This window comes from Herminiimonas glaciei (genome assembly GCF_042664955.1).
Lineage (GTDB): Bacteria > Pseudomonadota > Gammaproteobacteria > Burkholderiales > Burkholderiaceae_D > Oxalicibacterium > Oxalicibacterium glaciei.
Genome location: NZ_JBHTBU010000001.1, coordinates 630,206 through 642,152 on the forward strand (window position 1 = coordinate 630,206; position 11,947 = coordinate 642,152).

An 11,947-nucleotide genomic window follows, 5' to 3' on the forward strand; every position below is an offset into this window, starting at 1 on the left:
CTTATTTGTAGCCGACGCGATCCAGGATTTTTTGTGCGGCGATTTGATTTTTACCAATCGCTGCAATGGAGACATTCTCCATCTTGTATGCGCCCAATGATTCCAGTGCTTCGTTTTTCACGCGCACCTTTTTGACTGCCGGCCATTCATTATTGCCGTCGGCAAAATAGGCTTGTGCTTCGTCGCTGGCCAGGTACTCAAGGAACTTCACTGCGGCTTCACGATGTGGGGCATTTTTCGCCACGCCGCCACCAGCAATATTGAAATGGGTGCCACTGGTTTTGGCGTTCGGCCAGACAAAGCCGACATTCTTCATCGCAGCAACATCTTCCGGTTTGGTCGAGCGCAGCATGCGCACGTAGTAATAAGAGTTCGCAATCGCGACACCACATTCACCCGAAGCAACGCCCTTGATCTGATCGGTATCGCCACCGCGTGGCGGACGCGCAAAGTTTGCGACCATGCCTTTGGCCCATTGTTCAGTCGCCTTCTCGCCGTCGCGTTCTATCATCGAACCGATGAGGGACAGGTTGTAAGGATGTGAGCCGGAGCGGGTGCAGACCTTGCCCTTGTTTTTCGGATCGGCCAGCGATTCGTAAGTAGCAACATCGGCTGGATTGACGCTTGCCTTGTTGTAGACGATGACACGTGCGCGGGTCGAGAAGCCAAACCATTCAGGGCCCTGGCCGTCATCCTTGCCGCGCAGGTTGGCAGGGATGCGTGTGTTCAGCACAGCGGATTTGACCGGTTGGAAGAAACCTTCAATTTCTGCGCGCCAGATGCGTGCGGCATCGACCATGACGATGACGTCGGCCGGGCTGTTCTTGCCTTCGTTTTTCAGGCGTTCAAACAGCGCATTGTCATCGGCTTCTATGCGATTGATCTTGATGCCGGTTTGTTTGGTGAAATTCGAGTAAAGCAATTCATCCGTCTGATAATGTCGCGCCGAGTACAGGTTAAGCACTTTTTCTTGTGCTTGCGCGACCGTAACGGTAGCCATCAGGGAAATTGCGGCGAGTAGGGTACTTACTTGTCTCATGTGTTTCCTTTGTTTATCAATGGAGATTTCTGCTGCAGGCAGTATATTAGGATTTCGTTAAGATGGAAACGATTCTCAATTAATCCATGCTTACTTTGCGTAACAACTTGAAGGCCGGAAAACGGGTAATCTTCGTTCTTTGCAAAAAATGATCCGAGATGTTGAAAACCTGTTCCCTTAAGTTGTGTCTGGCGGCTTTGTTATTGTTGCAAGCCGCATGTTCATTCCTGCCAAGCAAATCCGAGCCGGTAACTCCGGTCGTGGTAGCACCGAAGGCTGCCGCTCCGGTCAAGATTGCGTTGGTCCTCGGTGGTGGCGCGGCGCGCGGCTTTGCCCATATCGGTGTGATCAAGGCGCTGGAGTCGCAAGGCATCGTGCCGGATATGGTGGTCGGAACCAGCGCCGGTAGCGTAGTCGGTGCGCTCTATGCCGCTGGCAATAATGGTTTCGCTTTGCAGCAAATGGCACTGGCGATGGATGAGGCCGCGATTTCAGACTGGTCCGTACCATTTTTTGCCAAGTCCAGTGGCGTATTGAAAGGAGATGCGCTGCAAAACTATGTTAACAAGGCAGTCCGGAATGTACCCATAGAGAAGATGAAGATCCCGTTCGCCGCGGTGGCGACGGATTTGAATAGCGGTCTACCGGTTTTGTTTCAACGTGGCAATACCGGTTTGGCGGTGCGGGCGTCGTCTGCCGTGCCGGGCCTGTTCCAGCCGGTGAAAATAGGCGAGCGCATGTATGTCGATGGTGGTTTGGTCGCGCCGGTGCCGGTGCATTTCGCGAAGGAAATGGGGGCTGATTTCATTATCGCGGTGAATATCTCGGTACAGCCTGAGGTACAGCTGGCCTCCAGTTCGCTGGATGTATTGCTGCAGACGTTTGCGATCATGGGGCAAAGCCTGAATCGCTTCGAGTTGAAGGATGCGGATATTGTGATTCGTCCGAGCCTGGGCGATATGAAGGGTAATGACTTCAATGGTCGTAACCGGGCCGTGTTGGCAGGGGAACAGGCGGCGATGGCATTGATGCCGGAGTTGAAGAACAAGCTCGCCGCCAAACGCGAGCAGTAGCAAGCGAAACAACTAATAAAAAACGCACCCTCGGGTGCGTTTTTTATTTTACCGGAGGGAAATCCTGTTCCGGTTCACTGATGCGTCTGCCGCCGTTAAAGCGCTTTTTCCAATAAGAGATGTCCATGCTTTCAATACGTACCTGGCCACCGGCAGAAGGTGAGTGGATGAATTTGCGATCACCGAGGTAAATGCCGACGTGGGAAAAACCCTTGCGCAGCGTATTGTAAAAAACCAGGTCGCCCGGCTGTAAATCGTCTTTATCGACATGCTTGCCGACATGGCTGATTTCCACCGAGGTGCGGGGCAGGATCAAGCCCCAGGTTTCTTTGAATATATGACGTACCAGGCCGCTGCAGTCGAGACCGCTTTCAGGAGTGGAGCCGCCGTATTTGTAATGGATGCCCAACATGCCCATGGCTTGCATGGCCAGTTCCGAGGCATGGTTGGAGATGCTTTGCAACTTGCTGATCTGCGCATTTTGCTCTGGTGGCGGTGCTTCTGCACTCCACGCGGAGCTCGCCAGCAGGCTGAGCGCTAATACGGCTGAGCGCGCCAGTTGGCCAGTGCGTAAGGTCGGTTGCAAAAATGTCATCGGATGCGATTTCCTTCAATGGAACTGACGAAATGTAAGTCAATCTGGAAGTGCTGTCAAAATTTATTCGCCGGCGTTATGCTGTTGGTAACTTTAAAAGGCTAGATTTGCATGTTGACCGATTCACCCGCCGCCATCTCCCTAAAACCCCGTATTTTGATTGCCGACGACTCGCGTATCGTGCGTGCGACCTTGATCAAGCACATCGAGGGCATGTTTGAATTTCGTGAAGCGCTGGATGGCGAGCAGGCCTGGGAAGCCTTATTGATAGATCCCAGCATCCGCGTCGTGATTTCTGACCTGACCATGCCCAAGCTGGACGGTTACGGCTTGCTCAAGCGTATCCGTGCCTCAAAAATCAGCCGTATCCGGAATATGCCGGTGGTGGTGGTGTCGGGTAGTGATGAGCAAGCCGAGCGGGATCGGGCCAAGGCGGCAGGTGCGACCGACCTGATTACCAAGGGTATAGGTACCGGGCAATTGCTGTCGCGGCTGGATATCCTGTCCAAGCTGGTCAGTACGCAAAACGAATTCGAGCGCGGGCTGGAAGCCCTGGTCAATAGCAGTGATACCGGCGACCACGTCGAGTTACCATCGCCGCAGGAATGGGCGTTACGTGCTGAAGATATGCGTAGCAGCGCGGTGCGCCAGAACCGCAATTTTGTCATCCTGAATGCCTGTATCGGGCTCAAGCATCCGGAACTGGATGCCTACCCGGCTTCGCCACCGCCCAGCGTGATTAATGCGATCGGACAGCTGCTGCATCGCACGGTGCGCCAGACCGATTGCGTGGCGCGTACCGGTGACAATGAATTCACCATCGCAACGGGTAGCATCCATTTTGATTCCGCCCGTAATTTTGCCGAACGCGTGTGCCGCGCGATTGCCAATGCCAACCTGGTCAAGGATGGGCAACTGGCGATGATCGCCAGTTGTGGCGTGGTTTCCATTACCGAGTGTGGGGCCGCTGCGAGTGCAGAGATGCTGGATGTGATGCGTCAAATGGCGCGGGAACGTGCTTTGCTGGGTTTGCAAAACGCGATTACAGGTGTTATCGGCGCGGAAGAAGAGGATTTGTTGAAGCAGGGCGGGAGTTTGCCGGGCATAGCTGCAGTCCAGGTTTTAAACGACGTACAGGACAAGGCGGCCGACCTGTCGATAGATTTGGCGACTTTGCTGCGCTGGATCAAGGAAGGCAGGCAAGACCAGGTGTTGCTGCATATTAATAAGTTATCGGCCGAGCTGAAACCATTGCTGGACCTGCTGGTATCCCGGCACAAAGTTTAGCCGCGATTGCCCGGCTGGCTAAACTACGCGCCGCAAATGCTCACCGCGCCTTTCACAAAGCGTCGCTCGTATGCTTTTGGCGTGATACTCCATGAGCATGATCTTCAGATGCTCGGGCAGGAAAGGGTCGTTCGACAAGCTATGCAATAGTTGGGTCTGGATAAACATGGTCTGCCGTTTGATTACTTCACAATCGACATGGGGGACGCCCTGGTTCATGCGCGCGACCAGATCAAGCACGTTGCGTTTGAATTGATACAAAGTGGAGTTGGCAAGGGATGCTTCTGCCGATACGGCGGCTTTCTTTTTTGGTGCTTCCGCAGAGGGTGCTGCTACCGCGGTTTTTTTGATAAAGCGTGCGAAGAACATGGCTCCTCCCGGAACTCAAATAATGTAGCTGGTACTGGCTCTTGGAGGATTTTAGTATCGCTATATCGTCCGGAGCTTGAACAATAGTACGTCGTCGACAAAAATAAAGTAGTTAACCAATGTAAACGGGTGCGGCCATGGTTCAGCAGGACTGTGATGTCGTACAATTCATTCTTCTTTGACAGGAGGCACCATGCAAACAAAACAAGTACTGACGCTGGAAGACGTGAAAAAAATCGCTGCAGCAGCGGAAACCGAAGCCAATCTGCACAAATGGTGCGTCACGATCGCTATCGTTGATGATGGCGGTCATTTGCTGTGGTTGCAGCGTCTGGATGGTGCTGCGCCGATTTCCTCGCATATTGCTCCAGCCAAGGCAAAAACCGCTGCGCTCGGTCGTCGCGAGTCCAAAGTCTATGAAGACATCATCAACAATGGTCGTTTCTCGTTTATCACGGCGCCGACCCTGGAAGGCATGCTGGAGGGTGGTGTACCTATCGTCATCAATGGTCAATGCCTGGGTGCGGTTGGCGTGTCCGGCGTGAAATCGACAGAAGACGTACAAATTGCCAAGGCCGGCATCATCGCCATCGGCGGTTAAGTTGACTTGCGTCAATTTAACAGTCTGACATCTATTAAAACACCCTTGACGCGCAGGATCTCACCGGATTCGGTTGCCAGTTAAGGGTGCTTTGCGCTATAATTCGGCGGTTTAGCTAATTTTATTCCGCCGTAGCGCATACCCATTTCCCATCGTCTAAATAAGACCTGTACGACGCCTTGTTCGAGCAAGCCTCCAGCAAGCAGCGCGCAAAGTTGCGCGCGGGTTTCGACGGTCATTCTGGCGCAGCGCAGCGGCGGTAACATACATCAGGAGTTACCCCTTGCCGCCATTCTTTTCTGGCCCTACAGTTCCGGCCATCCTAGCGCTAGCGGACGGGTCGATTTTCAAAGGTTTTTCGATAGGTGCACCGGGTCATACGATCGGTGAAGTTGTATTCAACACCTCGATGACCGGTTACCAGGAAATCCTCACCGACCCAAGTTATAGCAATCAAATTGTCACGCTGACATATCCTCATATCGGCAATACCGGCATCAATGCCGAAGATGTCGAATCGACCAAGATCCATGCGGCCGGCCTGATCATCAAGGATTTGCCGATCCTGATCTCCAATTTCCGCTCCGAGCAAACACTGTCCGACTACCTGAAATCCGAGAATGTGGTCGGTATCGCCGGTATCGATACGCGCAAGCTGACCCGCATCCTGCGCGAAAAAGGCGCACAAAGCGGCGCGATCCTGGCAGGTGAGGACGCCACGGCTGAGAAAGCACTGGAATTGGCGAAGTCTTTCGGCGGCCTGGCCGGGCTGGACCTGGCGAAAGTCGTATCGACCAAGCAATCCTACCCATGGACTGAAACCGAATGGAAGCTGGGCGAGGGTTACGGCCAGCAGGCTGCGCCGCAATACCACGTCGTGGCCTTTGATTACGGTGTCAAATTCAACATCCTGCGCATGCTCGCGCAGCGTGGCTGCAAGGTCACCGTCCTGCCTGCACAGGCTTCCGCTGCCGAAGCGCTGGCGCTGAATCCTGACGGCATCTTCCTGTCGAATGGTCCCGGCGATCCGGAACCTTGCGACTACGCGATTGCCGCATCCAAGGAATTAATCGACCGAGGCATCCCGACTTTCGGTATTTGCCTGGGTCACCAAATCATGGCGCTGGCTTCCGGCGCCAAAACACTCAAGATGAAATTCGGCCATCACGGCGCCAACCATCCGGTGCAGGATCTGGACAGCAAAAAAGTGCTGATCACATCGCAAAACCATGGTTTCGCAGTGGATGCAGCAACCTTGCCGGCAAACTGCCGCGTGACGCACGTCTCGCTGTTTGACGGCTCGTTGCAAGGTTTTGAACGTACCGACAAGCCGGCATTTTGCTTCCAGGGCCACCCGGAAGCATCGCCTGGCCCGCATGACATCGCCCCCTTGTTTGATCGCTTCGTGGCGATGATGGAGAAGAATAAAAATGCCTAAACGCAGCGACATTAAAAGCATCCTGATTATCGGAGCCGGCCCTATCGTTATCGGTCAGGCCTGCGAATTCGATTATTCCGGTGCGCAAGCCTGTAAAGCACTGCGCGAAGAAGGTTATCGCGTCATCCTGGTCAACAGTAATCCTGCGACCATCATGACTGATCCGGAAATGGCCGATGTGACTTACATCGAGCCGATTACCTGGCAAGCCGTCGAACGCATCATCGATAAAGAACGTCCGGATGCGATCCTGCCGACCATGGGTGGCCAGACTGCGCTGAATTGCGCGCTGGACTTGCACCATAACGGCGTATTGACCAAATACAAGTGCGAACTGATCGGCGCTTCGCCGGAAGCCATCGACAAGGCGGAAGACCGCTCGAAGTTTAAAGATGCAATGACCAAGATCGGTCTCGGCTCGGCGCGTTCGGGTGTGTCACACACACTGGAAGAGTCGTGGGCGGTACAGAAGGAACTCGGCTTCCCGGTCATCATTCGTCCATCGTTCACGATGGGTGGCAGCGGTGGCGGTATCGCCTACAACGCCGAAGAATTCGAAGCCATCTGCAAACGCGGCCTGGAAGCATCGCCGACCAGCGAATTGCTGATCGAAGAATCGCTGATCGGCTGGAAAGAATTCGAGATGGAAGTCGTGCGCGACAAGGCCGACAACTGCATCATCGTTTGCTCGATTGAAAACCTGGACCCTATGGGCGTGCATACCGGTGACTCGATCACGGTAGCACCGGCGCAAACGCTGACCGACAAGGAATACCAGATCATGCGTAATGCATCGATCGCGGTACTGCGTGAAATCGGCGTCGATACCGGCGGTTCCAACGTGCAATTCTCGATCAATCCGGCTGATGGCCGCATGATCGTCATCGAGATGAACCCACGCGTATCGCGTTCCTCCGCGCTGGCATCGAAAGCCACCGGTTTCCCGATCGCCAAGATCGCGGCCAAGCTGGCGGTCGGCTTCACGCTGGATGAATTGCGCAATGAAATCACCGGTGGTGCAACCCCGGCTTCGTTCGAACCGTCCATCGATTACGTTGTGACCAAGATCCCGCGTTTCGCTTTCGAGAAATTCCCGCAAGCAGACAGCCACCTGACCACGCAAATGAAATCGGTCGGTGAAGTGATGGCGATAGGCCGTACCTTCCAGGAATCCTTCCAGAAAGCCTTGCGCGGCCTGGAAGTCGGCGTCGATGGCATGAATGAAAAAACCACCGACCGCGAAACCATCGAAGAAGAACTCGGCGAGCCGGGTCCGGAACGTATCTGGTACGTCGGCGATGCATTCGCCCAGGGTTTCTCGTTGGAAGAAGTGCATTCATTGACGCACATCGATCCGTGGTTCCTCGCGCAAATCAAGGAAATCGTCGATATCGAACTGTGGCTGGAAACACAAGCCCTGAGCGCGATTGACAAAGACACGTTGTTCAAGCTGAAGCAAAAAGGTTTTGCTGATCGTCGCCTGGCGAAGTTGTTGAAAACAAGCGACAAGGCAGTGCGCGAGCAACGCCATGCGATGAATATCCGTCCTGTCTACAAACGTGTCGATACCTGCGCCGGTGAATTTGCTACCAACACCGCCTACATGTATTCGACGTACGAAGAAGAGTGCGAATCGCAACCGACCAACAAGAAAAAAATCATGGTGCTCGGTGGCGGTCCTAACCGTATCGGCCAGGGTATCGAATTCGATTACTGCTGCGTCCATGCTGCTCTGGCGATGCGTGAAGACGGTTACGAAACCATCATGGTCAACTGTAATCCGGAAACCGTTTCAACCGACTACGACACCTCCGATCGCCTGTACTTCGAGCCGTTGACGCTGGAAGACGTGCTGGAAATCGTCGCACTGGAAAAACCATACGGCGTGATCGTGCAGTACGGCGGCCAGACGCCGTTGAAACTTGCACTCGACCTCGAAGCCAATGGTGTGCCTATCGTCGGTACTTCGCCGGACATGATCGATGCAGCGGAAGATCGCGAACGTTTCCAAAAAATGTTGCACGACCTGAAATTGCGTCAACCGCCTAACCGCACCGCGCGTACCGAAGAAGATGCATTGCGCCTGGCGCAGGAAATCGGTTATCCGCTGGTCGTACGTCCATCGTATGTACTCGGTGGTCGTGCGATGGAAATCGTGCACGAACAACGTGACCTCGAACGCTATATGCGTGAAGCGGTCAAGGTTTCGCATGATTCGCCGGTCTTGCTGGATCGCTTCCTGAACGATGCGATTGAAGTCGATGTGGATTGCCTGTCCGATGGCCAGCGCACCTTTATCGGCGGCGTGATGGAGCATATCGAACAAGCCGGCGTGCACTCCGGTGACTCCGCTTGCTCGCTGCCACCATATTCGCTGTCGCAGGAAACCATCGATGAGTTGAAACGCCAGACTTCGCTGATGGCGAAGGGCTTGAACGTAGTTGGCCTGATGAACGTGCAGTTTGCGATTCAGCAACAGGAAATCGACGGCAAGCTGCAGGACGTCGTTTTTGTGCTGGAAGTCAATCCACGCGCTTCGCGTACGGTGCCATATGTTTCCAAGGCAACCGGCTTGCAACTGGCCAAGATTGCCGCCCGCTGCATGGTTGGTCAGTCGCTGGACAGTCAGGGCATCTTCAATGAAGTCGTGCCGGAATACTTCAGCGTCAAGGAAGCGGTCTTCCCATTCGTTAAGTTCCCAGGTGTTGACACCATTCTCGGCCCAGAGATGAAGTCGACCGGTGAAGTGATGGGCGTAGGTAAAACCTTCGGTGAAGCCTTTGTCAAATCGCAACTCGGTGCCAGCATCAAGCTGCCACGCTCGGGCAAGGTATTCCTCAGCGTCAAGGCCAGCGACAAGCCGCGTGCGGTACAAGTTGCAAAAGACCTGGTCGAGATCGGGTTCTCGGTAGTGGCGACCAAGGGTACGGCAGCGGCAATCAGCGCAGCCGGGATCGAAGTGCAATCTGTCAACAAAGTGGCAGAAGGCCGGCCGCACGTTGTCGATATGATCAAAAACAATGAAATTGCACTTGTTATCAATACCGTGGAAGAGAAGCGCAGCGCCATCGTGGATTCCCGTACGATTCGTACATCCGCGCTGGCCGCACGTGTGACGACTTACACAACGATAGCCGGGGCAGAGGCGGCAGTGGAAGGCATGGCCCATCTGGACGAGTTACACGTCTATGATTTACAAGGCTTGCATAAAACCTTACACTAAGCCCACAGCGTTAAAAATCTAACCACAGAGGTCACAGGGGGTGCCGGGTTCCGGTGCCATTTGCGGCCTCTGTGGTTTTCCACTTTTGAAGATAGAAGCTATGAGCACACCAATTACCCCCTATGGCGCAAACGTCCTGAAAGAGGAACTGCACCGTCTGAAAACAAAAGAACGTCCATGGGTCATTAATGCTATTGCTGAAGCACGTGCACAAGGTGACCTGTCGGAGAATGCCGACTACGATGCGGCGAAAGAAAAGCAAAGTTTTATCGAAGGTCGTATTGCCGACATCGAAGGCAAGCTGGGCACTTCGCAAGTGATCGATCCGACCACACTGGAAGCAGAAGGCCGTGTGGTCTTTGCTGCTACCGTTGATCTGGAAGATCTGGAGTCTGGCGAGAAAGTAACTTACCAAATCGTCGGTATCGACGAAGCAGATCTGAAAGAAAAGAAAGTATCGATTACTTCGCCAATCGCACGCGCGATGATAGGCAAGTACGCAGGTGATGTGGTCGGCGTGGAAGCGCCTGCCGGCTTGCGTGAATACGAAATCCTGCAAGTACGATACATCTGATGATGTTCCTGTCACGCGTACGATTGCTGATAGCAACCTTCTGGGTCGGAACCCTGTGGGCGGTGGGCTTTGTAGTTGCACCAACCTTGTTCTCGACCCTGAGTGATCGCGCGCTGGCAGGTACGATTGCCGGTAGCCTGTTCAATACCGTCGCGTGGCTCTCATTGTTTTGCGCGGCGGCCTTGCTGGCCTTGTTGTTCCAGGCTGGGCGTAGTGCGCAGGCTAAACCGGCAAAAGTAAATTATTACCTGATCGCAGGCATGGTCGCATGTACCTTGATCGGTTACTTTGCATTGCAGCCGCAGATGGCGGAATTACGCCTGGTATTGCATAGCGTGGCGGATACCAATGTCGCGGCAATGGCCGACGTGCGTAAGCAATTCGGCATCCTGCATGCTGTTTCAACCGGGTTTTATATAGTGCAGAGCCTGTTAGGCGCTGCACTGATACTCAAGCTGCGTTGAGTAGGGGGAGATTATCGTCCGAGTGACGATTTTTTCGGGCTGGTCTGACGTGGTTTCGCGCGCTTGATCGAGCCACCCTGGGTGACGCGCTCATTTCCCTTGACCATTACTTTAGTCACTGACGGACGCTTGGTGCCGCTTGGACTAGGTTTGACGATGGTGACTTCGCGCATGCCGCGGCCACGGGTTTCGCTCGGTGCTTTAACAGCTTCTTTTTTCGGGCGATAAACCACCAGCAATTTGCCGATGTGCTGGATAGGTGCGGCGTCGAGTTTTTCGCAGATGGTGTCGTAGATCGTGACGCGTGCTTCGCGGTCATCGCCGAATACACGGACTTTGATCAAACCATGGGAATTGAGGCTGCCGTCGATTTCCTTGAGTACGCCCGGCGTCAAGCCGGCTTCCCCGATGATGACGACAGGGCTGAGAGCGTGCGCTTCAGCGCGTAAGGAGCTGCGCTCGGCCGGTGTAAGTTTCAACATAAATTGTGATGGTGTCGGGGGCAGGATTGCTTCGGTACGCAGCGCGAACCTGACAAACTTTGTCCCACAGTATTTAAAACTAGTATTCTACGCGAATGGCAAAGAACAAATTAAACAAAAACTGGCTGCATGACCATATTAACGACCCGTATGTGAAGCTGGCGCAGAAAGAAGGCTATCGCGCCCGTGCGGTCTACAAACTGAAAGAAATCGACGAAACCGAGAAACTGATCAAACCGGGTCAGATTATTGTCGATTTGGGGGCGACACCTGGGAGTTGGTCGCAATATGTCCGCAACAAACTGTCGGGCAGCGTAGGGGGCGGTATCAATGGCACCATCATCGGCCTCGACATGTTGCCGATGGAGCCGATCGCCGATGTCCACTTTATACAGGGCGATTTCCGCGAACAGGAAGTGCTGGAACAGCTGGAGCAGGTACTGCAGGGGCGTAAGGTTGACCTTGTGATATCGGATATGGCACCCAATTTATCCGGTATCGCCGTTGCTGATGCTGCGCGTATGATCGATTTGATCGATTTGGCAATTGATTTTACGCAACATCATATGAAACCTTCGGGCTCCTTGCTGGTAAAGTGCTTTAATGGTTCCGGATATAGCTATATAGTGGAAAAATTCAGGGACGAATTCAAAACGGTCGTACAAAAGAAGCCAAAAGCCAGCCGTGACAAATCGTCCGAGATCTTTTTACTTGGAAAAACCCTGAAAAATCCGCTTTAATGAGGAATTAACCCTTGTTAATAGCGTTTTTAGCCTGATATCCGTTACTGCAAGCCTTGAGT

12 protein-coding genes are annotated in these 11,947 nt (G+C 53.7%); 8 read left to right on the forward strand and 4 right to left on the reverse strand.

What is annotated here, in order from left to right; genetic code table 11:
- Nucleotide 1: 1 nt before the first annotated feature.
- Entirely contained in the window at nucleotides 2-1,039 is a 1,038-nt protein-coding gene (locus ACFQPC_RS02720; protein ID WP_382270106.1) for a Fe(3+) ABC transporter substrate-binding protein, read from the reverse strand.
- Nucleotides 1,040-1,197: 158 nt separating this feature from the next.
- On the opposite strand from ACFQPC_RS02720, the gene ACFQPC_RS02725 reads away from it, so the two are divergent.
- Nucleotides 1,198-2,112, forward strand: coding sequence for a patatin-like phospholipase family protein (locus ACFQPC_RS02725; protein WP_382270107.1), 915 nt, complete (start codon nucleotides 1,198-1,200; stop codon nucleotides 2,110-2,112).
- A 43-nt stretch (nucleotides 2,113-2,155) separates the two neighbouring features.
- Here ACFQPC_RS02725 and ACFQPC_RS02730 read toward each other — a convergent pair whose 3' ends face one another.
- A complete protein-coding gene (locus ACFQPC_RS02730) occupies nucleotides 2,156-2,707 on the reverse strand; it encodes a C40 family peptidase (protein ID WP_382270108.1) in 552 nt (183 codons plus the stop codon).
- Between the two features lie 111 nt (nucleotides 2,708-2,818).
- On the opposite strand from ACFQPC_RS02730, the gene ACFQPC_RS02735 reads away from it, so the two are divergent.
- Entirely contained in the window at nucleotides 2,819-3,994 is a 1,176-nt protein-coding gene (locus ACFQPC_RS02735; RefSeq protein ID WP_382270109.1) for a response regulator, read from the forward strand.
- 18 nt (nucleotides 3,995-4,012) lie between these two features.
- Here ACFQPC_RS02735 and ACFQPC_RS02740 read toward each other — a convergent pair whose 3' ends face one another.
- Nucleotides 4,013-4,363 carry a hypothetical protein gene (locus ACFQPC_RS02740; protein ID WP_382270110.1) on the reverse strand — a complete coding sequence of 117 codons (351 nt, stop codon included), beginning with the start codon at nucleotides 4,361-4,363 and terminating at the stop codon, nucleotides 4,013-4,015.
- 193 nt (nucleotides 4,364-4,556) lie between these two features.
- Here ACFQPC_RS02740 and ACFQPC_RS02745 point away from each other — a divergent pair, with 193 nt between their 5' ends.
- From ACFQPC_RS02745 to ACFQPC_RS02765, 5 genes are all read left to right on the forward strand, one after another.
- Nucleotides 4,557-4,964, forward strand: coding sequence for a GlcG/HbpS family heme-binding protein (locus ACFQPC_RS02745; protein ID WP_012080097.1), 408 nt, complete (start codon nucleotides 4,557-4,559; stop codon nucleotides 4,962-4,964).
- 283 nt (nucleotides 4,965-5,247) lie between these two features.
- The gene (gene carA, locus ACFQPC_RS02750; RefSeq protein ID WP_382270111.1) at nucleotides 5,248-6,402 is read left to right on the forward strand and encodes a glutamine-hydrolyzing carbamoyl-phosphate synthase small subunit; all 1,155 of its coding nucleotides are present in this window, start codon (nucleotides 5,248-5,250) and stop codon (nucleotides 6,400-6,402) included.
- The gene (carB, locus tag ACFQPC_RS02755; protein ID WP_382270112.1) at nucleotides 6,395-9,625 is read left to right on the forward strand and encodes a carbamoyl-phosphate synthase large subunit; all 3,231 of its coding nucleotides are present in this window, start codon (nucleotides 6,395-6,397) and stop codon (nucleotides 9,623-9,625) included. The genes carA and carB overlap by 8 nt, the downstream gene beginning before the upstream one ends.
- Before the next feature lie 100 nt (nucleotides 9,626-9,725).
- Nucleotides 9,726-10,199: a transcription elongation factor GreA gene (gene greA, locus ACFQPC_RS02760; protein ID WP_012080094.1), complete on the forward strand. Its 474-nt coding sequence runs from the start codon at nucleotides 9,726-9,728 to the stop codon at nucleotides 10,197-10,199.
- Complete coding sequence (locus ACFQPC_RS02765; protein ID WP_382270113.1) at nucleotides 10,199-10,663, forward strand: DUF4149 domain-containing protein; 465 nt, start codon at nucleotides 10,199-10,201, stop codon at nucleotides 10,661-10,663. Before greA ends, ACFQPC_RS02765 begins: the two co-directional genes overlap by 1 nt.
- An 11-nt stretch (nucleotides 10,664-10,674) precedes the next feature.
- On the opposite strand, the gene ACFQPC_RS02770 is transcribed toward ACFQPC_RS02765, so the two are convergent.
- A complete protein-coding gene (locus ACFQPC_RS02770) occupies nucleotides 10,675-11,145 on the reverse strand; it encodes a YhbY family RNA-binding protein (RefSeq protein WP_012080092.1) in 471 nt (156 codons plus the stop codon).
- A gap of 95 nt (nucleotides 11,146-11,240) precedes the next feature.
- On the opposite strand from ACFQPC_RS02770, the gene ACFQPC_RS02775 reads away from it, so the two are divergent.
- Complete coding sequence (locus ACFQPC_RS02775; RefSeq protein ID WP_012080091.1) at nucleotides 11,241-11,885, forward strand: RlmE family RNA methyltransferase; 645 nt, start codon at nucleotides 11,241-11,243, stop codon at nucleotides 11,883-11,885.
- The last annotated feature ends 62 nt before the right edge of the window (nucleotides 11,886-11,947 follow it).